The following is a 22,544-nucleotide window of genomic DNA, read 5'->3' on the forward strand; positions in this document are numbered from 1 at the left end:
TGATGATAGATATCGAAAGGGTAGAAGTGGTATTGTATTTTTGTGTTTATTTTGACCTTATGACTTATGGCTTATGACGTTCATTAAATTAAAGCCGCTAAAATGTAGCGGCTTTGGTCTTGACTGAAAGGATAAACTAGTGATTACTTTTGAGAGTTAATTTACCGTTTCAGCTGTCTTGTTTTGCTCTCCGATAAATCCACCCGTTTGATGAGCCCAGAGCTGCGCATAAATACCACCGTTATGGATTAACTCTTGGTGGGTGCCTTGCTCAACAATTTGTCCTTTATCAAGCACAATTAAGCGATCCATCGCGGCGATAGTGGACAAACGGTGAGCAATCGCAATAACAGTTTTACCTTCCATCAGCTCATTTAAGCTTTCTTGAATTGCGGCTTCGACTTCTGAATCTAAAGCGGAAGTGGCTTCATCTAAGATCAGGATAGGCGCGTTTTTAAGTAATACACGTGATATAGCGATACGCTGACGTTGACCGCCAGAAAGCTTCACACCACGTTCACCCACTTGCGCATCATAGCCTACATTACCAAACGGATCGGTAAGGGTTTCAATAAATTCATGAGCATGTGCTTGTTTGGTTGCGGCATATAATTGATCTTCACTAGCGTTAGGATCACCGTACAGAATGTTGTCTTTAATTGAACGGTGAAGCAGGGACGTATCCTGTGTCACCATACCAATCTTGCTGCGTAGTGAGTCTTGGGTAACTTGCGCAATATCCTGTCCATCAATACGAATATTGCCATTTTCCAGATTATGGAAACGCAATAATAGGTTAACCAGCGTTGATTTACCTGCACCAGAACGACCGACTAAACCAACTTTTTCACCCGGTTTAATATTAAGGTTTAACTGGTTGATAACGTCTTTGTTTTCACCATAGTTAAAGCTGACGTTATCAAACTCAATACCACCTTGTTTCACCTCTAATGGTTTTGCTTGTGGTGCATCTTGGATCTCAACTGGTTTAGACAGAGTTTTCATGCCATCAACCACAGTACCCATGTTTTCAAATAGGGCACCCACTTCCCACATGATCCACATCGACATGCCGTTGATACGCAACGCTAAACTAATTGCAATGGCGATAGCCCCGATTTGAATAGCATCATGCATCCATAGGTAAATCGACAGGGCAGCAATACTAAATAGCAAGATATAGTTCGCCAGTTGAACACATACATCAAAGCCTGTGACTAAACGCATTTGTTGATAAACCGTAGCCAAGAAGCCTTGCATGCCTTTCTCTGCATATTCTGTTTCACGCTTACTGTGTGAGAACAATTTCACCGTGGCGATATTGGTGTAGCTATCCACAATACGCCCAGTCATGAGTGAGCGGGCATCAGCTTGCTCGGCTGCGACTTTTTTCAACTGAGGAATGTAGTGGATCTGAATGCCAATGTAAGCAAGCAGCCAGCCAAGCATAGGTAGCATAAGTAACCAGTCTGCTTGGGCTAAGATCACCAACATTGAAGTGAAATAAACCGACACATAAACAAACACATCAGCGGTTTTCATGACGGTTTCACGTACCGCTAATGAGGTTTGCATGACTTTGGTTGCGATACGTCCGGCGAAGTCATCTTGGTAAAAAGACAGACTTTGTTTCAGCAAATAGCGGTGTGCTTGCCAACGGATCGACATTGGGTAGTTACCCAGTAACGTTTGGTGTGAAAGCAGGGACGAAACTAACACCAGCAGTGGCATGACAATCAAGATCACCAATGATAGCCAGAGCAATGTCGTGCTGTTTTCTGCTAAAAAGGTTTTAGGATCGCTAGCTGCAAGCCAATCGACTAATTTTCCCATAAAGCCAAATAAGGCCACTTCAATGATAGCCACGGTCGCACTGAGTAGTGCCATACAGAGCAATGGCTTTTCAAATCCACGGGTATAATGACGACAAAAAGCGAAGATCCCTTCGGGTGGTTGAGTTGGTTCTTGCTGAGGAAAAGCTTCAGTGAAACGTTCGAAGCGTTTAAACATAGTTCACCTAATAATATGGTTATTATCTTTATATTGGTTTTAGCGAAATTGTTTAACTCAGATGAGGGTGGAGGCTTTAAAGTGGTTTTTCTGAGTTTAATATAGTTGTTAAGGCAGTTATAAACAAAATGCTATTTTTTGCATTGTATGTTTTTTATGCAGCACTATCAATGTGATAAGTGAGTTTTATAAAAATGGTGCGATGTTGAAAAGGTGTTTATTTTTATCAGGTTATACTTGGTCTTATAATTAAACGCTTAGAGCTACGATGCCCTAAGCGCGAATTTTGTTTCTACCAAAGCTCGATATCAATCACTTCAGCTTGAATGGTGTAGTTATCCATTTTGGGTACTGAGAAAATAATATCTTTGCCATGTTCCTGTGTTTTTGCACGGAAGTAAGTGTCAGGCATACGCTTAATCGAACGCCACAATACAACGTCTTTTGATTCAAGTTTTTGGTTATCTGCATCGTTTAGGGTAACGCGCAAAGCAACAGACATAACAGATTTTGAACCTTGGTTGGTCATCATGGTTGGGATGAACAGTTCACCATCTTCGTAATGTGGTGCTTGTAGTAAAATATCAACACCACTATCGCTAATTTGCTGAATATTTTTCGGTGATATTAATGAAACTTTTGCCGTCTTTACCGCTGTAATTACAGGGATGGCGCTTTGAGTATTAAGACCAGATTTCACCGGAATCGCTTCGACTGTCGTTGCTGGTTTTGTAGTTGTACTGTTTGCAGACAAAGCAACGTCAGGTTGCTGTGAATAGCTCCATGTAAAGTCATCGTGAAGAACAACTTGGCGACCATCCTCCAATGTAACAGTTTGATCAGCAGCCCAAACAGGGTGAGCACTTGTGATTGCTACAAACAGCAGCCCTAGTTTAGTCGTCGTTTTCATTTCATATCCTTGGTGTTAAGTATCCGATAAAAAGATTTTATCAGCTTTATCCTCTAAATGGATAATGGCTATATAAATTATTGCTATTAGAAATTAAAAAGGGCTTACACATAGTAAGCCCTTTGTTTTCTTAAGATTGCTTGGCTTCAAGTTTGTTAGTGAGGTTATAGTTTCTTAGAGAACACACCGCACAGCGCAATAATAGCTAAACCAAGTAACATAATGTCGCCTTTATCACTGTCGAAACCAGCTTTCACACCAGAGATTGCAACAATCGCAATGGCTACTGGAATGATGTACTTGATCAGTGCATACCATAGGTTAAACAGTGGGAATGATACTTTTCCATCGTTAGTGATTTCTTTTTTCAGCTCACTACGATCTAAACGCCAGCCCGCAAATAGACACACCAACATACCGCCAACCGCCAGGAAGATCTTATCGGTCAGTAGGTCGAAGATATCAAATGCACCGGTATCGAATAGCTTAGGACCAAGACCACCGATAGACAGTGATGCCAAGATACACAATAGCGCCATTACAATACTTGCACTGATCACCGCTGTTACACGGCTAAAGCCTTTCTCATCAATTAAGTAAGCAACAACCACTTCGAGTAGTGATACCGATGATGTTAATGCCGCCACACTTAAACCAATAAAGAACAGCAGCGCAAGAATAAAGCCAATACCGCCCATTTCAGCAAATAGCTGAGGAACAACCACGAATACTAGACCAGGGCCTGCTGATGGCTCCATGCTAAATGCAAACATAGCAGGGAACATTGCAATACCAGCAAGTAATGCAACATCGGTATCCATTGCTGTTACCATTGCAGTGGTTTGAACTAGGTTTTCTTTTTTATGTAGGTAGCTACCGTAAGTAAGCATACAGCCCATACCTAAGCTTAATGAGAAGAATGCCTGACCCAGTGCAGCAAGCACGACAGAGCTATCAATTTTCGAGAAATCGGGCTTGAAGAGGAACTCAAGACCAGCCATCGCACCCGGTAGGGTTAAACCTTTCACTGATACGATAATCAAGATAATGAAAAGCAGTGGCATTAAGATTTTACCTGCTTTTTCAATACCACCAGAGACACCACGGATAACGACAAAAATATTGAGTAAAAGGTAAAGTCCCATCCAAAATAGTGGTTGCATTGGATCAGCAATAAAGCCACCAAAGCTATCCCCAATAGCTGTCGGTTGGCTTAGTAGACCAGTAGAGATTTTGTAGATATAAGCTATTGCCCAGCCACCAACAACAGGGTAGAAGCCCATGATCAATAAGCCACTTAATACCCCCATGATGCCAACAAAAGTCCAACGGCGATCGGTGGTTTTAAATGCACCAACGGCAGATAACCCGGTTTTACGACCAACAGCAAATTCGGTCAGCATGACGCTAAAACCAATAAAAATAACGAAGAGTAGGTAAATGGCAACGAATGCACCACCACCATTTTCACCTGCGGTATAAGGGAACTTCCAAATGTTACCGAGACCAACAGCAGATCCTGCTGCAGCCATTACAAAGCCAATCTTGGAACTCCAGTTTCCTCGGCTTGGGCTAGTTGAACTACTTACGTCCATAAAACATCCTGTTAGTTATTTAATGTTAAGTATTAATTGTTATAAATGTTGCCTGCTTAATAACCATTTATTAAGTGTGTGATTGATTATGTTTAACCATAAATTGTCACTTATTAAGTTATTTGAGCTGTTTGTATTTACATATTTAACATTTTTATCACGCATTAATCTGATTGCAAATAGCTAGGTGTCTTAAAAGTCCGATTTATTAGAAAAAATACGTTTTTGTGAAATGAGGTTTACAGAATGGCTGTTTTGTACATTGTACAGGGAGGTGAGTGTATAGAAAAACAGCGGCACAATAGCATTTTCGACTAGCTTAGGTTTATAAATTTATTGTGCTTTCTCTACTAATATGAAACAGTTCAGGAAACAGCACTCCATTTGGTTTAGCTAGAATAATAAGTCAGTTACTTCGTAACAATGTGTAGTTGTAATATCGCGACCACACTGTGCAATAAGGAAATCTTTCCATCATGTCATTTGTTATACCCATGGTTATCTATATGCAGCAGCAATTGGCACAATCTGCTGATAAAGCCATTGCTGCACAGATACAGTCTTCCCTTAGTGTTAAACAGCCTTGTTATGGGGTAAGCACAGAACAACGACACGACATTTTTCAATTGGCAGTGGCTCATACCACAATTGATACTGCTGATAACTATCATCGATTACTGCTTTGGTTATGGTCAGGTGTTTATCGTGAAGAACGTTATCTTGCTTTGAATGCGAGTGAGTATTATCAGTCGTTTATCAATGAGCAGGCATGGCCTATTTATAGTGAAATGCTAGAAACAGTTGATGGTGCAGACGTAGGCGATCGTTTAGTGACTAATTTGATCAGCCCGGTATTGAAACAGCACCGTCAATTTGAATCAGATGTGATTGCTTGGCGAGATTCTGATAATAAATGGTTAAGACGTGCAGCATTATTAGCACAGATGAATCATCAAACAGAGACCAATGTTGATCTGTTATGTGACACCATCTTGCATCTTGCTGATGACAAAGAATTTGAGGTGCAACAAGCGATTGGTTTAGCGCTACGTAACTACAGTGAAACAGATTTTCCGTTTGTCGATCAGTTCATTAAAACCCATTTCTCACGTTTACAGCCTCAAGCAAGGCGTGAAGCGAGAAAAGTTTCAATGGTGTTGTCGGTCGATAGCTAAGCCATTGATAAAAAGTTAAAAAGTCACAGATAAATAAATCGCATTAAAAAAGCCCGTGTCTGATGCTCTATCTATTTAGAGAAAAAGAAACGGGCTTTTTACTTATCGCAACGTGATGAAAGAACCAATCACTTAATCAACAATCGTTACTTTTTCAATCACGATTGGCTCTTTTGGCACATCTTCATAATCACGGATAGAAGTTGTTTTCACTTTGGCGATTTTGTTCACCACATCCATACCTGCAGTGACTTGTCCAAACACGGCATAACCCCAACCCGCATTTGTCGTTGCCGTGTGATTGAGAAAATCGTTATCTGCAACGTTAATGAAAAATTCAGCAGTTGCAGAATGAGGGGCATCTGTTCTTGCCATTGCAATTGAACCAATCACGTTTTTTAAGCCACGGTTAGCTTCATTCACGATAGGCGCACGTGTTGGCTTTTCTTTCATATTAGCGGTGTAGCCACCACCTTGGATCATAAAGCCTTTGATCACGCGATGAAAAATAGTGCCTTCGTAGAATCCATCTTGACAATATTTCAAAAAGTTCTTCGCACTGACAGGGGCTTTTTGCTTATTGAGCTCAATGGTGATATCGCCAACATTGGTAGTAAAAATAATCATGTAAAACTAACCGTGGTGTTAAGTGAATGCGGCAGTATACGTAATTGTTATTTTTTTAGTAGTGATAATAATAATTAACCGTTAAAGCTAGGATCATTATCGACTAATTTCAGCCCTGCGTTACGCCCTTGCTGATAGCCTTGATCTAACTTTTCTAAGTCTTTAGTGAGCCTTTTGATCACAAAGGTTTTATCAGGTGCAATTGCTGTGATTTTGCAATCTTTCGGTGGGTTATGAATAAAATATAGTGCCTTGTTGTAACGAGACTCTTTAGTTAAAAACTCTTGTCCGAAAACAGGATTGGTTCTAAATAAACGACGAGTAAGCCAAGGCACTTGGCGGTTTTTCGCAAACAAGCCCTGAGCATGTGACAAAATCACCGTAATATCACGGGCACCTTTGTTGTAGGCCTCAATAACAGGGATCGGATCAGCAATACCGCCATCACTCATAGCGATACCATCTATTTGTGGAAACTGGCGATAAATAATAGGTAGGGCACATGTCGCTGTCATCACTTCGTCTAAGTTATGACGAGTCACCTCAACATAGGATGGCTCACCTGTATCAACCACAGTGGTGGTGGCATAAAGAGGCACATTGCGGCTTTCATATTTTTGTAGCTCTAATGGCAAGTTGTTAATACTGGTATTCCACAGCCAATCAATATCAATCAGGTTGCCACCTTTTACAAAGCGTTTGTAATTAATAAACTCCTTGCTCCGAGCATATTCGGTGATCACTTTATAGTTACGTTGATAACTTTCACAAAGGTAACCCATAAGGACAACCGAGCCTGCTGATACGCCGATGGTAAAGTCAAAAGGGTTATATTCTCGTTCGATAAATGCATCTAAAACTCCCGTGGCAAAAATACCACGCATTGCACCACCTTCGACAACTAAAGCGCGTTTACTCATTACTGTTTCCTATATTTTTTATTCTTATACGGAATTTGTTGATATTACTATTTAGAATATCAATGAGTTGAAATAGGGATCACATATTTATGAGAAAACAGGCAATTTAACGTATGATACAGGGCGCTATACCCAAGTGACTTCAATATGCCTGATTCAGAGCGAGGTCACTGAGTCGAATTCAAGGAAGACAACGAAGCGGAATAGCGAGCTCTTTCCAAGTTGTCTGACGCAAGAAGTCGGCGCAGTGACACGCTCCCAAAGGGCGAGCGACCTTAGCTCTCAGACTTTGTTAACGATTCTCAATATAGAACCACTATATCTTCGAATCGTTGCCGCGCCTGAGAACTAAGGTCGTCTCGCTGAACACTGCATCTTGAAGTTACTTGGGTATCTTTACATATTTCATTAGTTAGGTTTTTCGATGCAGTTATTCCAACAAGATGCGGTTGAGTGGTTATCTTCTTTACCCGATCAAAGTATTGATTTGTTGATCACAGATCCACCTTATGAATCATTGGAAAAGCATCGTGCCGTCGGCACAACGACACGTTTAAAACAGAGCAAAGGTTCGAGTAACCGATGGTTTAATATTTTCCCGAACGAGCGATTTGATACTTTACTGACACAAGCATACCGAGTTTTAAAACAAAATAGCCACTTCTACTTATTTTGTGATCAAGAAACCATGTTTCACATAAAGCCGATCGCAGAGCAAGTAGGATTTAAATTTTGGAAACCGATAGTGTGGGATAAAGTCGCGATTGGTATGGGATACCATTATCGTGCTCGCTATGAATTCATATTGTTTTTCGAAAAAGGCAAACGAAAACTCAATAACTTATCAATTCCAGATGTATTGGAATGTAAGCGGGTATATCGCGGCTATCCAACAGAAAAACCTGTGCCGTTACTTGAGATTCTTATAGAACAAAGCAGTATGGAAGGGGAAGTAGTGGCTGATCCATTCTTTGGCTCAGGTTCAACGCTTGTTGCTGCGCAAAAACTATCTCGCCAAGCGTGGGGTAATGACATCTCGGATTCGGCGCATCAACACCTAACACAACGCATCATGTAGCGGTCAGTAATATTGATTAGCTAGGAATAAACATGACCCAAAAGGGAAAAATAATTAGCTGGAATCAGCAAAAAGGCTTTGGATTTATTGAACCAGACAATGGCGGTGATGATGTTTTTTTTCACGTTTCAGCATTAGTAGAGAAGCAAAGTCGTCCACGTATCCAAGAACCAGTGAACTTTAAACTGTGTACGGATAGCAAAGGACGTTTATCAGCAAGGAATGTTGCGTTTGTAAATGCTCATTCAGGATTAGATAAGTACACAGCACCATTTTCAAAAGCACAGTGGTTCAGCGTGATCTTCTTAGGCTTTGTTGCATTGTCTATTGTGCTATTTCAATGCCCGTACCAAGTGCTGGTGGCGTATTTAGTACTAAGTGTGGTGACATTTGCTGTTTATGCTCATGATAAACGTGCAGCACAAGCAGAGAAGTGGCGAACAAAAGAGGCAACATTACATTTATTAGCATTAATTGGCGGTTGGCCTGGTGCATTATGGGCGCAAAAAATCTTACGTCATAAATCACAAAAGCAGCCATTTAAAGCGATTTTATGGCTAACCATTATCGTTAACTGTGCTTCATTTGTGCTGTCATTTACTCCAGAAGGAATGGCATTGATCAAGCAAGCACTTCAGTTAGTTTAATACTGAGAAAAATAGCCCTGCTTATATCAAGTTGGGCTATTTTTTTATTCATACGTTAGGATTAACGTGCTATTGAAATGTGACCTTCATCGTCTGCATACCAGTTAAAGTGCTGGTTGTCTTTACCTGTGATAACACCGTTACCTTTTGTTAGGTATGGGTGAACAGTATTTGCATCGTATTTGTAAGTAAATGGTGCTTTCGCTTCTGTAGACCAGTATTTAGCATTACTTTCAGCAGTATTAATCAACATACCTTTAAACATGATCTGACCGTAGTCATTCATTGTCATGATGTAATCATCATCTGTTGTGTTGTTAAAGCTTAAAGTGATCACTTCGCCATTGGTGATAGCGTTATGAGTAGTGAACTGCATTGCTGTCGGTGTGTGGATAATGATTTCGTTTTGTTGGCGTTCTACTTTCACACTACCTTTAGCGACGGCAATATCGATGTTGCCCTGAATTTCAGGGATATCACATTGATTAGTATTACCTACTGCAAGGCCTGTAGCACAGTCTTGTGCAGCGCGAGCAACAACAGTCACTGCGTCAGCAGTCACGTCAGCGTAGCCTTGTAGATCTGCTTGGCTCATATTATTAATATCGATGCCACCATGCTCTACAACTTCATCACCAGCGTTACAACCAACAAGTACTGTAGCTACCATTGCTGCTAAACATAACTTCTTCATGCAAGACCCTTTTTTCAATATATGAATAAATGTTGCAGCGGATGTTAGGTTATGAACAAAGCACAAACAAGCATTCATGGGCTGAATGCTTGTGTTCTAACAAAGAGATGACATTAATAGCGGTTTTGAGCGATTTTCATGACATTTAGCTTACATTACTGTCTATAAGCTGAATTTTTAACCTGTCGATTTTATGGCATTATCGGTGAGATGATCTGGGTACTGGTTTTGGATCTGACTCGCTTTTGCCATGTTTTTGGTGATTGCCTCAACGCAAAGCGGATCAAATTGCTTTCCACTTCCTTCTTGTAAGTATTTGATAACATCACTTAAAGGCCATGGTTTCTTATAGGGGCGGTGGCTGAGTAGGGCATCAGTAACGTCAGCAACTGTCACAATACGTGCTTCTAAAGGAATATCTTCGCCTTTAAGCTTTAACGGAAAACCGTCACCATCAAAGCGTTCATGATGATGCCTGATAATATTGAGAATGATCTTTAAATTATCATCAGTGATCCCGCCCCATTGCTTTAAGGTTTTTAAAATAAGCTGATACCCAAGCTCTGGGTGCTCATTCATTATCTGCCGCTCTTCTGGGGTGTAAATGTTAGTCGAAAATAGAATCTCATCAGGGATCATATACTTACCGATATCGTGCATATCGGCATAGTGATAAACAGCATCAATGAAATGACCATTACACAGTTTTCGTTTGCCAAGATAAAGCGCAATTAAACGGCTGTATTCAGCAACACGCTTTAAGTGATTTTGGGTTTCAGGATCTTTGTGATGGCTGATCAGTAGGATGGTTTTAATAATATTATGAAAAGAACGCTTCACATTAAGATCATCATTAATAAAGAGTGAAGCGATAAGCGAAATTGTATTGAAAAAGTTGAGATTTTGCCTGAAGAAATAGGGAATACGAGCATTTATAAACATAATCCCAACGAACTCATCGTTCTTATTATAAATAGGCGTAGCCATACTCGATAAACAAGATTTCCTGATCAATGTTTGATGAATATGTTTAATTGATGGTAAGTGGCAGGTCATATCATCAATAATGTCAGGAGAGCGCGTCTCTCTTAGCGTGGAAAGCCTTGATGATTTATGAATAGCTTCAATGAAATCAGGAAACTTAACTCCATAACCTTGGCTGCGATAAACTGAATACAAGTTATTGTCATTGTCCAACATAGCAATCGCAAAGCCGACATAATCAGGATACCAGTCTTGGATCAGCGTATTAAGATGATCGAGTTTCTGTTTGAGCGTTAAATTATCACTGATCTTTAATTCCATTTTATAACCTCCCTTCGCCTTTGTGCACTCTTACTCATATTGATAAAGGGAAGGGAGCTTGTATAGAAAAATCTTAATCAATTTATCGTCAGATTGATATTTATCAATTAAATAACTAATAATAAATATAATCTTTAAATTAAGTTTATAGCGAGTCGGTGAGTATTTTAATGTTGAATTTGTAAATTATAATATTTTCGGATAAACAGTTAACTATTACAGATATTAATAATTTATGAGGTATCAGCAAAGATAATAATGAGTTACCGAGTGTAACCTAATTTATTACAAAATCACTTTCTGATTTAGTTACAAAGAATTACGCAACAAAGTTGTGATAAGCAGAAAATGAAATTAATATAATAGGTTAAATTCGAAATATTATTTAAAGCTTGAGTAAAGGATAAAGCAACAGTGTTATTGTCCAAGCCAACGTACTTTGTAATGGTCAATAACTTGGTCAATGTGATTGAGGGCAATGTGAATCATGGATGTCTTTCCTCTGCCACTTAAGCCACAGAGTAAATAGCTAAACGAGTCTCCAAGAAGGTTTAAGCGTTTAATTTTCTCAGCTTTCGGCGGAGAATCTTTGAGGCTAATAGGCGTTGGTGATCTGGACCGAGAGGGATACGTTTTCGATAGTCAGTCTCAATAGGTTGTCTAATGGTTTCATAGGCTTAAGTCACCTGATCTTGACAGATATGCTCATCTAGCAAGTTGTTCAACAACGAGCGTATGTAATACCCATGAAGTTGAACTGGCACTTCATTTAAATCTCTTACAAACGAACGATTGGGTGAAGTAGGATCGTTACTAGCCCACAACGCAAAAAGCGAACCTTGTAGGGGTTCGCTTTTTCATTATTTAGACTTAACTAATTTAATGATTTATTGTCAGTATTAGAATATCACTGTTTCTAACTTGATATGATCAGAAAAATTAGTCCTCAATATAGTTCTCAATACTTGGGCATGAACACACTAAATTACGATCCCCGAATACGTTATCGACACGATTGACACTCGGCCAGTACTTTGCTGCTTTGGTATGTGCTGATGGGAAACAAGCTATTTCACGGCTATAAGTGTGGTTCCATTCTTGTTCCATCATATCGACTTGGCTGTGCGGTGCGTTAACTAGTGGGTTATCGTCTAATGACCATTCGCCAGATTGGACAAGGTTGATCTCTTCTTTAATGGCGATCATCGCATCACAGAAGCGATCAAGCTCGGCGATATCTTCAGATTCTGTTGGCTCAATCATTAATGTGCCAGCAACAGGAAACGACATGGTTGGGGCGTGGAAGCCGTAATCCATTAAACGTTTTGCTACATCTTCTTCTGAAATGCCGGATGCTTCTTTAATTGGGCGCAAATCGACAATACATTCGTGAGCAATACGACCTTCAGTACCACGATAAAGGACAGGGTAGTGTGGACGTAAACGTTCCATCACGTAGTTTGCATTTAAGATGGCAAGTTCGGTTGCTTGGGTTAACCCTTGTTCCCCCATCATCGCAATGTAAGCATAAGAGATTGGCAGAATAGATGCTGATCCTAACGCTGCTGCAGATACTGCATATTGAAGTTTGTTATTGTCTGAACCTTCAACATGTCCCGGTAGGAATGGTGCAAGGTGCGATTTCACGCCAATTGGTCCCATACCTGGGCCGCCACCACCGTGTGGAATACAGAACGTTTTGTGTAGGTTTAGGTGAGAAACATCAGAGCCGATAAAGCCTGGGCTGGTTAAACCCACTTGGGCATTCATGTTGGCACCATCAAGGTAAACCTGACCGCCAGCTTCGTGTACTAGATCGCAGACTTCTTGAACGGCTTCTTCATACACACCGTGAGTAGATGGGTAAGTGATCATGATACATGACAGTGCATCGCGGTGTTTGTCGATTTTGGCTTTGAGATCATCGATGTCAATATTACCCAGCTCATCACAACCTACAACGACCACTTTCATAGAAACCATTGCCGCAGAAGCTGGGTTAGTGCCGTGTGCTGAGCTTGGGATCAAACAAACATTACGATGGCTATCGCCATTGGCTTCATGGTAACGCTGAATCGCAATTAAGCCTGCATATTCACCTTGTGCACCAGAGTTAGGTTGTAGCGAGAATGCATCATAACCTGTAATTGAGCACAGCATTTCAGATAGCTTGGTTGCTAGTTCTTGATAGCCAAGGGTTTGTGTTGCTGGCGCAAATGGGTGTAGTTGTCCGAATTCAGGCCAAGTAACAGGGATCATTTCAGCTACAGCATTTAGCTTCATGGTACAGCTCCCTAGAGGGATCATGCCGTGAGTTAATGAGTAGTCTTTGTTTTCTAGTTGCTTCATGTAACGCATCATTTGCGTTTCGCTGTGATAGCGATTGAACACTGAGTGGGTTAGATAGGCACTTGTACGGCGACACGTAGGTGGAATAGCTGCAAACTCATCAGCGGCAATATCATCACTGAACATAGACACTTTAAGATCTTGATTAGTAAACAAGCTAAGTAGTTGTTCGATGTCTTCTACAAGGGTGGTTTCATCAATACTTACGCCTAGCTTATCGCTGTATTTGCGAAGGTTAACACAGGTATCTAGCGCTTTTTGATAAAGAACGTCAGTTTGAACACCTGTTTTGATGGTTAAAGTATCGAAGAAGTGTTGGTTTTCAAGTTCGAAACCATTGTTGGTTAAACCTGAGGCCAATACAGCGGTGAAGTGGTGAACACGACGACCGATTTTCTTTAACCCTTCAGGACCATGATACAGGGCATAAAATGCAGCCATGTTGGCAAGCAGTGCTTGAGCGGTACAAATGTTTGATGTGGCTTTTTCACGGCGGATATGTTGTTCACGGGTTTGCATTGCCATGCGCAGCGCTTGATTACCTTTGGCATCTTTAGATACCCCAATCACACGACCCGGCATAGTACGCTTGTGCTTGTCTTTGGTTGCCATAAAGCCAGCGTGCGGACCACCAAAGCCCATCGGTACACCAAAACGTTGCGCGCTACCAATAACAACATCTGCACCCATTTCGCCCGGTGCTTTGAGGACTGTCAATGCTAGTAGATCCGATGCCACAGCGACTAATGTTTTCTTATCATGCGCCGCTTCAATGATGTCGGTGAGATCAAGCAGTTCACCGTTACTGGCAGGGTATTGGAGTAAAGCGCCGAATACATCGTATTTTTCTAAATCTTCTGCACTACCTGTGATGATTTCAAAGCCGACGTATTTAGCACGTGTAGTCACCACATCAATGGTTTGTGGGTGAAGATCCGTTGAAATGAAAAACGCATTACTTTTGTTTTTACCAGCGCGTTTACATAAGGTCATGGCTTCTGCGGCAGCCGTTGCTTCATCTAACAGTGAGGCATTGGCTAGTTCCATGGCGGTTAAATCCATGATCATTTGCTGGTAGTTCAGTAATGATTCTAAACGGCCTTGCGAGATCTCTGGCTGGTAAGGAGTGTAAGCGGTGTACCAACCTGGGTTTTCTAATACATTGCGAAGAATGACGTTAGGGGTAAAGGTGTTGTAGTAACCCTGACCAATATAACTTTTGTTAATGATGTTCTTACGGGCAATTTGCTTAAGATCGGCAAGCATCGCTGCTTCACTTTGAGCTGGCGCTAGTTCCATAGGAGAGGAAAGGCGAATAGAAGCTGGCACGGTTTGCGCGATAAGTTGGTCAATACTACCGACACCGATAGTTTCTAGCATACGTTGTTGTTCGTTGGCATTAGGGCCATTATGACGATGAGCAAAAGAATTATCGTCGCTGAGTGTTTGTAGAAAAGTAGTATTGGTCATGGTTCTTTCCTGAACGTTGTACGTTTTCACATAAGCGTTAGCGGTTATTCATAGAGAAAAGCGTTAACGCTAGATAAACAAAGATCGAGCATGGACTCGATCTTTGTTGTTATGAATTAGTCTTCTTCGATAGAAGCGAGATAAGCTTTAGCATCGATTAATTCTGCTAGCTCATCGGCATCACTTAATTTGATAGTAGCAATCCAACCACCTTCATAAGGCTCGTCATTAACAAGCTCTGGGCTATCTTCAAGATCTTCGTTAATTGCGACAACTTCGCCTGTTATCGGAGCATAAATATCAGAAGCTGCTTTTACCGACTCCACTAAAGAGAACGCATCGCCAGCATCTGTTGTGTCACCAATTTCAGGAAGATCAACAAAAACCACATCGCCTAATAAACCTTGCGCATGATCAGAAATACCTACAGTTACCGTTCCATCACCGTTGTCACGAACCCACTCGTGGCTACTGGTAAACTTTAGTGTTGATTCCATGTTTGTACTCCTTAACTCACCGATAAAATGTATTGATACAAAGTTTCTTATAGTGGAACACGTTTTCAATTTGTTTTGTGTGATTTTACGCAAACGTTTGCTATTTGTCATGCTTGATTGTTGCAAACTGGTTATCTTAAGTTTAAATTTAGTTAAAAATCACACACGGACACCATTAAATATAAACTTATCGCCTAGTTATAGATGTAAATAGCGATAATGTATGCCTCATGGGTAACATTATTTTAAAAAAATTATGACTTTGTGAACTAGGTTTAACTAAGTTTCTTATAGGAAACTATGATTGTTCAGTGTGCATAATGTTCACGTAGACATCGGTCAATTTTGATAATCAAGGGAACAATATGGCAGAGGAACAGATCCAAGATATTTATCCATCAATGCGTGTTGAGAAAGAGCAGTCTCCTCAGCCTATCGCGCCTTTAAAATTAGGGGAGCGACTTAAAGAGATCCGTGTCTCTCATGGCTTAACCTTAGAAGAGGCCAGTAAGCTAACAGGGCTTGCGCGTTCTACGTTATCTAAAATTGAAAATGAACAAATCTCGCCAACTTTTCAAGCGATGCAAAAATTAGCGGCAGGGTTAGCAATCGATATTCCTCAGCTTTTTGAACCACCACAAACCATTACAGCAACAGGTCGTCGTGATATTACTCGTTGTGGTGAAGGGCGACCGCATCCCACTTCTACCTATGAACATGAACTTCTCGCCACCCAGCTGACCAATAAGAAAATGATGCCGTTTAAGTCTCATGTACGGGCTCGCTCATTTGACGATTATGGTGATTGGATCCGCCATGACGGGGAGGAGTTTTTGCTGGTGTTAAAAGGGGATATTACTTTTTATTCTGAATTCTATGAGCCGATCAATTTAACTGAAGGTGATTCGGTTTATTACGATGCCACTATGGGGCATATGCTGACATCTATCAGTGAAGAAGATGCACTGATTTTATGGGTTACCGCTTCATAATTACCAATAATTCCAAGATGCCACCTTTAACGGATACAACTTTACTAACGGAGTACAACTATGTCTCAACAGCTAAAGCAAACCCCTTTGCATGGATTACATATTGAAATGGGCGCAAAAATGGTGCCTTTTGCAGGTTACGATATGCCAGTGCAATACGCATTAGGGGTGAAAAAAGAGCACATTCATTGCCGTGATGCTGCTGGCTTGTTTGATGTCTCTCATATGGGACAGCTTCGTTTAAAAGGTGATAACGCGGCTGCGTTTCTTGAGAGCTTAGTACCTGTCGATATTATTGATTTACCTGTTGGTAAGCAACGTTATGCGCTTTTTACTAATGATAAAGGTGGCATTGAAGATGATTTAATAGTGACAAACTTTGGTGATCACTTGTTTCTTGTAGTGAATGCTGCCTGTAAAGAACAAGATATTGCACACCTTAAAGCGAATTTAGCTGATGGCGTTGAACTGGAGGTGATTGAAGATCGTGCACTACTTGCACTACAAGGGCCAAAAGCAGCTACGGTATTAGCTGAACTAAACCCTGCGGTTGCTGATATGGTATTTATGGACGCTGCACATATCGAGCTAATGGGCATTGAGTGTTATGTCAGTCGTTCTGGCTATACCAGTGAAGATGGTTACGAAATCTCTGTACCGAGTGATAAAGCAGAAGCATTCGCACGTAAGCTTTTAGCTTTTAATGATGTTGAGTGGATTGGTTTAGGTGCCCGTGATTCACTGCGTTTAGAATGTGGTTTATGTTTATACGGTCATGATCTAGATCCTACTACCACACCGTTTGAAGCAAGTTTATTGTGGGCAATTACACCTGTTCGTCGTGCAGGTGGCGAGCGTGAAGGGGGATTCCCAGGAGCCGAGGTTATTTTAGATCAGATCACAAACAAACAAGCTTTACGTAAACGCATCGGTTTAGTGGGGCAATCTAAGGCGCCAGTACGTGAGGGAACAAAACTGTTTGATGCCGATGACAATGAAATTGGTATTGTGACAAGTGGTACTTTTGGCCCTACAAAAGGTATTCCTGTTGCTATGGGCTATATTGCCGCTGAAGCAAATCAGTTAGGTAACATGGTATATGCTGAAGTACGTGGTAAGAAATTGCCAATGACGATCGAAAAAATGCCGTTTGTGCCACAGCGTTACTATCGCGGGTAGCGGTACGAATAACACTTTATAAGTTTATTATTTATGTAATAAAAAATGACGTTAAGTATGATGCTTAACGTCATTTTTTGTGTGTCACCAGCATGCAGTAGAGCGAATAATTGCAGAAATGTTTGCTCGAAGACGCTGCATTATTGTTTACTTCGGAGTTAGAAAAAACGTCCTGTTTTAATGCTTCGAAATTTGCCATTGTTGAATACTTTTCCTGAATATTCTGATCTCACAACAAATGTTGTTAATGAAACAACTTAATTTGCGGTAACAGCTTTGTACGCTGATTTAAAAAGTAGCGTGAAACCTTCTTTAGATAGATCTTTTACAGTTAGGCCTGTTTCGTTGAGGCGACGGTAGCATTCGTTTAACGCAGTGATCATTGTATCTGTATCTATTGCGTTACTATGGTTAGATTTCATAACAGTCATCCTCAATTAAATTATCTTGCGCCAACATTATGGCATAAAGAAGATGAATAATATCTGAATAGAGTAGCGGCTAGTGTTAGTGGAACGTTAATATTGGTCATGGTAAAAAACCTCAAGTTACACCATAAATAGTGCAATCTTGAGGTTAAGTCATTGTCGATTATATAAAATCGAATAAGTGACTAAATTACTTTTTAGTCAAATAAGTGTATAAAAATTCAGTAATCTTGGTTATGTCTTCGATGGTGATGAACTCTTCAGTAGTGTGTACTTTGCTCATACCGGTTGAAAGGTTTACAGTTTTTAACCCTTTCGCATTGAAGATGTTTGCATCACTACCGCCTCCGGTAGATTTAGTGAATGGCGTTAAACCAATTTGAGTGAAGCTTGTCATTATGTCGACAACATGTGGGTCACTATCAGCAACCGTAAACGCGTTGTAAGAGCAAGTTGATTGAATATCAATATTCGCACCGTGCTTTTGTGCTGCTTGATTGAAGGTGTCGATCATGTGTTCAACTTGTAATGACAGTTTATCATCGTTTAATGAACGTGCTTCTGCAGCAAGGTATAGCTCTGGCATAACAATATTCGTTGCTTGACCGCCTGACACGATACCAATATTGGCTGTGGTTTCGTTATCAATGCGTGATAGTTTCATGTTCATAATCGCATCAGAGGCAACCGTTAGCGCATTGATACCTTCTTCTGGAGCAAGACCTGCGTGAGCTAGCTTACCTTTAATGATTACCTTTAGGCTTTGTTGACCCGGAGCACTGGTTACGATGGCGCCAATTGCACCACCTGTGTCTAATACAATAGCTTTATCGGCTGTGATATATGACATATCGAAGTGTTTAGAACCTTGCAGTCCGCCTTCTTCATGAACAGTGAAAGCCAGTTCAATGGTTTTATGTTCTTGGTTCTGCTCTTGAATAGTACGTACAGCTTCCATAATCGCTGCAATACCAGATTTATCATCACCACCTAAAATAGTGTCGCCTTTAGAGCGGATAACGCCATCTTCAATGATGGGTTCAATATTGTTGCCTGGTGCTACTGTATCCATGTGGCAGCTTAAAACGATGCTATCTTCTAGTTTGCCTTCAAGTTTTGCATAGATATTGAAACCATTTGAAATTGATTCTGGAACAGGAAGTTTTGCAACATTAAAGCCAAGTGTACCAAGTTGTTCAGCTAACGTTTCAGCAATTGCTTTTTCGTTGCGAGATTCACTGTCGATTTTTACAAGGTCAATAAAGTGTGAGATCAGACGATCTTGATTGATTGTTGTCATATTGCTTCTAACCACTTAATAGGAGTAATAAAGATCACTCTAAACATAAAGTGGTTGTGCAGATGAGGGGTTAAATCAATAAAAGTGAAGTTATCGCTGGGGAACGTCACTTTTATCAAAGAAATTTGAAGCTTTTTGCAATGATAATATGAAAGCTATTTTCTTTCTTTGGGTTTGGATTCACAGGCATTTCATATTCATTAATGAGAAGTCAAAACCCTTTGTCTTTTTTATATTAGAGAGCTAATTATTTATTGGTTTAAAACCAGAATAAGCCAAGTTAACAAAGACTGAATTGTTCGTCATATTTACAAAATAGTACGATGCCTTTCACGAAAGCTAACATTGGAGAGGTGAAATACAACGATAGAATAAATTGATGGTGGATATCGGCATACAATAGATAGCTAGTATTATGAGTTGTTTAACGGCAAAAACGTCAAAATCGCCTGACAGGTAAATATCTATCCATAGATGGTTTTTGTAACATGCTGATAAATAAAGATTGTCGTGTTTTTGTCAGGCTTGTGACGTGATGTTTTGAACTCGATATCTGTAGGCTTTAGCGGAAAGTAGCAAAAAGGATTTGTAATGATTATTCGAAAATTACGACTACAGCGTGGTTGGTCTCAAGAGCAACTTTCTCAATTAAGTGGATTAAGTATTCGTACTATTCAACGTATTGAGCAAGGACAAAAAGCGGGGCTAGAATCACTCAAATCTTTAGCTGCTGTGTTTGAAATACAAGTATCAGACCTTCAAATGGAGCCGCCAATGAACAAAGAAATCACCATCACAGAAGATGAAAAACAAGCGATTGAATATGTGAAGAGTATCAAAGAGTTTTATTCACACTTAGTCACGTATCTTTTGGTTATAACTGGATTGTTCGTGATTAACTATTTTACTAGTCCTGATTATTGGTGGGCGGTATGGCCTGCATTGGGCTGGGGGATAGGTATTGTTAGCCATGCTCTTAGTGCGTTTGAAATACTTAATATTTTCGGTCCTGAGTGGGAGAGAAAGCAGGTCGAAAAACGTTTAGGCCGAAAACTGTAATTGGTTCATGTAAAGCCAATGAATACTGATGCCACTTTTATTATTAATTGTTGGTATCAGTCTTATTGGCTTTTTGTTTTTATTTGAAAGAGAGCTGCTTAGTTATTGGTTTAAAAACAGAAAAAGCCAAGTTAAGAAAAACTGAATCGTTCGCCATGTTTATAAATGTTACATTAAATGTTAATGAAAGTTTGAAATAAATAGGGGGATAGATTGGGTTCAGCAATAAAAAAAATGTGGTATTCCCCGTCCATCAATTTAGGTCTACGTGCTTCAGTTATCTTCATTATCCTCATCTCTATCGGTGTAGCATCCAACCAAATCAGTAGCTTAATGACAGCTTTAATGACGTTACCTGCGGCATTAATTAGTGGTTTAGATACAGCAGGCCCAAAACGTTGGATACGTTTCTTTATTACTGCCATTGCGTGGTGTTTATCCATAGTACTTTGCTACACCTTGCTAGAAACAGGGTTACCATTGTGGCTAGTGTATGGCGGGTTAGCAGCACTGTTCGTTTGCTTTGCGGCTAATGGCGCATTTTGGGGACGGCTAGGGATGTCGTGCCTGTTAATGGCGGTTATCTCTCTTTCACTGCACAATTTAAACACCGAATTTCTTCAGTATATTTATCTGGTCATCGGTCCATTAGCTTTCGCCTTATTAAGTTGGTTATGGTTTGCAATATGGAAGCATTTTGCGCTCAGAGTTGGGCTCTCAGCGATTTATGACAGTTTAAGTGAGTTAATCAAGCAGCGTACCGCTATTTTGTTAGGTGAACACAATGAGGCTAAAGGGCAAAAGTTAAAATACCAACTGGTTGAATTATTCGAACAAGCTATTCAATCCGAATCATTTCGTTCACAAAGACAAGAAGTGGATCCATTGCGTCAAGAGCTCTTTCTGGCGCTTGATATCTTTGAAGGTATTTTGGCAAGCCAAACGAAAAATCCTGAGCTTATTTACCAGTTTGAGCATGATGTCACTAAGCGAGAGCTATTGTTACGATGGAGTGAATGTTGCCAGCTCCAACTCAAAAATAAAGCAGCACAATTTCAACATCGCAAAACAAGCAATAACTCTTATTCTTGCATTGCTACAGCAGAGCAATTAATTGATGCAGTGAAAGGTGAGTTAGAACAACAAGCCCGTTTTAAATATTGGGCTGCTACAGTGAAACACATTTCTCGCAGAATAGAGTTAAATGAACAAAGCTATGAGCGAAAAATCGACATTCAGCCCTTTCAATTAACTTGGCATCTTCCTAGTTTAAGTCATCCTATTTGGCGCCATGTAGCTCGGGTTAGTTTTATTTTTGCTGCTAGTGCTGGTGTTGCAGAAACCTTCAAATTGATCCATCCCGAATGGGTGTTGATCCCTATGAACATGGTTATTCAACCTACCTTTGCCGCTATCAGAAGTAAGATTTGGCACCGCTGTTTAGGCACGATTACGGGGTTATGTATTGCGACAGTGTTAATTCATATTGGGATACCAACCCCATATCTATTGGTATTAGTGGCTGTTTTATTGGTCACTGCAATGCTCAATATTATGCGAAATTACGGTATCGCTATTGGTTGTGTAACCGCAATATTGGTGCTAATTACCCAAGTGATGACAAGTCAAGGTATTGATATTGTGATACCGAGAATCATGGATAATGTGATTGGTTGTTTGCTTGTTTTAGTCAGTTACGCGGTTCTATGGCCGCAATGGCGAGGTAATGAAATTCATGCTCAAGCGTTGAAATCACTGGGAGCGGCAAAAGCACTATTTTTAAACAGTTATCAGCAATTACAACAACCAATGGAACAGCGATCACCGTCTACATTAACGCAGCTGAGGGGAAAAATGCTGGTAGAGGAAAGCAGCCTTGAATTGATTTATAAGGAAATGCTCAATGAACCTCAGTTTACTCGTCGTGATCCGCTTTATTACGAAGAAATGCTAAATCAATATCGATTGTTATCGCATTATTTGTGTTTGTTGGTACCACTTGTGCGTAAAGGTACGCAGCAACATGTACTTAAAGAATGGGAGGCAATGATCACTTCATCAATGGACGCATTAATTAACAGTGTTAAAACCCAAAGCGTGGTTGAATTGCCGATAATAGATGAAGACTTATTGCAACAACATCAAGATAAATCAATCAATGAACGTGCTGCTTATGAATTAATGTGGTTGTCTTTAATGACGGTAAAACAAATGCACGACTTGGTGCGAGATAAAAATACGCAAGTGGTAAGCTAATATTTATCGCCAAAGTTATAGAGAGTGAGCTGATATGTTCACTCTCTTTTTAT

General features: G+C 40.3%; 18 protein-coding genes. 7 read left to right on the top strand and 11 right to left on the bottom strand.

Translation table 11 applies throughout. The annotated features are described in order from the left end of the window. Positions 1–156: 156 nt before the first annotated feature. The 3 genes from Q7674_RS03105 to Q7674_RS03115 all read right to left on the bottom strand — a co-directional run bounded on the left by Q7674_RS03105 (position 157) and on the right by Q7674_RS03115 (position 4,515). The gene (locus Q7674_RS03105) at positions 157–2,010 is read right to left on the bottom strand and encodes an ABC transporter ATP-binding protein (RefSeq protein WP_107229670.1); all 1,854 of its coding nucleotides are present in this window, start codon (positions 2,008–2,010) and stop codon (positions 157–159) included. A gap of 292 nt (positions 2,011–2,302) precedes the next feature. Beyond that, positions 2,303–2,920 (bottom strand): DUF3157 family protein, encoded by a 618-nt coding sequence (locus Q7674_RS03110; protein WP_045064765.1) that lies wholly within the window; start codon positions 2,918–2,920, stop codon positions 2,303–2,305. Between the two features lie 164 nt (positions 2,921–3,084). Continuing rightward, on the bottom strand, positions 3,085–4,515 hold the full coding sequence (locus Q7674_RS03115) for a sodium-dependent transporter (RefSeq protein WP_305422534.1): 1,431 nt from the start codon (positions 4,513–4,515) through the stop codon (positions 3,085–3,087). Between the two features lie 476 nt (positions 4,516–4,991). Here Q7674_RS03115 and Q7674_RS03120 point away from each other — a divergent pair, with 476 nt between their 5' ends. Continuing rightward, a complete protein-coding gene (locus tag Q7674_RS03120; protein WP_305422536.1) occupies positions 4,992–5,690 on the top strand; it encodes a DNA alkylation repair protein in 699 nt (232 codons plus the stop codon). Between the two features lie 132 nt (positions 5,691–5,822). On the opposite strand, the gene Q7674_RS03125 is transcribed toward Q7674_RS03120, so the two are convergent. Both Q7674_RS03125 and Q7674_RS03130 read right to left on the bottom strand, forming a co-directional pair. After that, the gene (locus Q7674_RS03125) at positions 5,823–6,317 is read right to left on the bottom strand and encodes a peptidylprolyl isomerase (RefSeq protein ID WP_008989555.1); all 495 of its coding nucleotides are present in this window, start codon (positions 6,315–6,317) and stop codon (positions 5,823–5,825) included. Between the two features lie 74 nt (positions 6,318–6,391). After that, positions 6,392–7,237, bottom strand: a complete 846-nt coding sequence (locus Q7674_RS03130) for a patatin-like phospholipase family protein (RefSeq protein WP_045064760.1) — start codon at positions 7,235–7,237, stop codon at positions 6,392–6,394. A 424-nt stretch (positions 7,238–7,661) separates the two neighbouring features. Between Q7674_RS03130 and Q7674_RS03135 the strand changes: the two genes are divergently transcribed. Both Q7674_RS03135 and Q7674_RS03140 read left to right on the top strand, forming a co-directional pair. After that, positions 7,662–8,315 (top strand): DNA-methyltransferase, encoded by a 654-nt coding sequence (locus Q7674_RS03135; RefSeq protein WP_045064759.1) that lies wholly within the window; start codon positions 7,662–7,664, stop codon positions 8,313–8,315. A gap of 32 nt (positions 8,316–8,347) precedes the next feature. Next, positions 8,348–8,962, top strand: coding sequence for a DUF1294 domain-containing protein (locus tag Q7674_RS03140; protein ID WP_045064757.1), 615 nt, complete (start codon positions 8,348–8,350; stop codon positions 8,960–8,962). A 61-nt stretch (positions 8,963–9,023) separates the two neighbouring features. Here Q7674_RS03140 and Q7674_RS03145 read toward each other — a convergent pair whose 3' ends face one another. The 4 genes from Q7674_RS03145 to gcvH form a co-directional block, all read right to left on the bottom strand. After that, positions 9,024–9,656: a hypothetical protein gene (locus Q7674_RS03145; RefSeq protein WP_045064756.1), complete on the bottom strand. Its 633-nt coding sequence runs from the start codon at positions 9,654–9,656 to the stop codon at positions 9,024–9,026. A gap of 177 nt (positions 9,657–9,833) precedes the next feature. Then, complete coding sequence (locus tag Q7674_RS03150; RefSeq protein WP_052679888.1) at positions 9,834–10,961, bottom strand: HD-GYP domain-containing protein; 1,128 nt, start codon at positions 10,959–10,961, stop codon at positions 9,834–9,836. A 939-nt stretch (positions 10,962–11,900) separates the two neighbouring features. After that, the gene (gcvP, locus tag Q7674_RS03155) at positions 11,901–14,780 is read right to left on the bottom strand and encodes an aminomethyl-transferring glycine dehydrogenase (protein WP_305422541.1); all 2,880 of its coding nucleotides are present in this window, start codon (positions 14,778–14,780) and stop codon (positions 11,901–11,903) included. Between the two features lie 116 nt (positions 14,781–14,896). Then, positions 14,897–15,277, bottom strand: coding sequence for a glycine cleavage system protein GcvH (gene gcvH / locus Q7674_RS03160; RefSeq protein WP_008989115.1), 381 nt, complete (start codon positions 15,275–15,277; stop codon positions 14,897–14,899). A 365-nt stretch (positions 15,278–15,642) separates the two neighbouring features. Here gcvH and Q7674_RS03165 point away from each other — a divergent pair, with 365 nt between their 5' ends. Together Q7674_RS03165 and gcvT are read left to right on the top strand one after the other, a co-directional pair. Next, entirely contained in the window at positions 15,643–16,269 is a 627-nt protein-coding gene (locus tag Q7674_RS03165; protein WP_045064755.1) for a helix-turn-helix domain-containing protein, read from the top strand. Between the two features lie 60 nt (positions 16,270–16,329). Further along, the gene (gene gcvT / locus Q7674_RS03170) at positions 16,330–17,448 is read left to right on the top strand and encodes a glycine cleavage system aminomethyltransferase GcvT (protein WP_305422543.1); all 1,119 of its coding nucleotides are present in this window, start codon (positions 16,330–16,332) and stop codon (positions 17,446–17,448) included. A gap of 257 nt (positions 17,449–17,705) precedes the next feature. Here the strand turns inward: gcvT and Q7674_RS03175 are convergent, their stop codons facing one another. Together Q7674_RS03175 and Q7674_RS03180 are read right to left on the bottom strand one after the other, a co-directional pair. Next, the gene (locus Q7674_RS03175) at positions 17,706–17,870 is read right to left on the bottom strand and encodes a hypothetical protein (RefSeq protein ID WP_008989118.1); all 165 of its coding nucleotides are present in this window, start codon (positions 17,868–17,870) and stop codon (positions 17,706–17,708) included. 196 nt (positions 17,871–18,066) lie between these two features. Next, positions 18,067–19,176: a M20/M25/M40 family metallo-hydrolase gene (locus Q7674_RS03180; RefSeq protein ID WP_305422545.1), complete on the bottom strand. Its 1,110-nt coding sequence runs from the start codon at positions 19,174–19,176 to the stop codon at positions 18,067–18,069. A gap of 591 nt (positions 19,177–19,767) precedes the next feature. On the opposite strand from Q7674_RS03180, the gene Q7674_RS03185 reads away from it, so the two are divergent. After that, on the top strand, positions 19,768–20,235 hold the full coding sequence (locus tag Q7674_RS03185) for a 2TM domain-containing protein (RefSeq protein WP_023934431.1): 468 nt from the start codon (positions 19,768–19,770) through the stop codon (positions 20,233–20,235). Between the two features lie 234 nt (positions 20,236–20,469). Then, positions 20,470–22,491: an FUSC family protein gene (locus Q7674_RS03190; RefSeq protein WP_305422547.1), complete on the top strand. Its 2,022-nt coding sequence runs from the start codon at positions 20,470–20,472 to the stop codon at positions 22,489–22,491. The last annotated feature ends 53 nt before the right edge of the window (positions 22,492–22,544 follow it).

Source organism: Photobacterium leiognathi (assembly GCF_030685535.1).
In the GTDB taxonomy this organism is placed as follows: domain Bacteria; phylum Pseudomonadota; class Gammaproteobacteria; order Enterobacterales; family Vibrionaceae; genus Photobacterium; species Photobacterium leiognathi.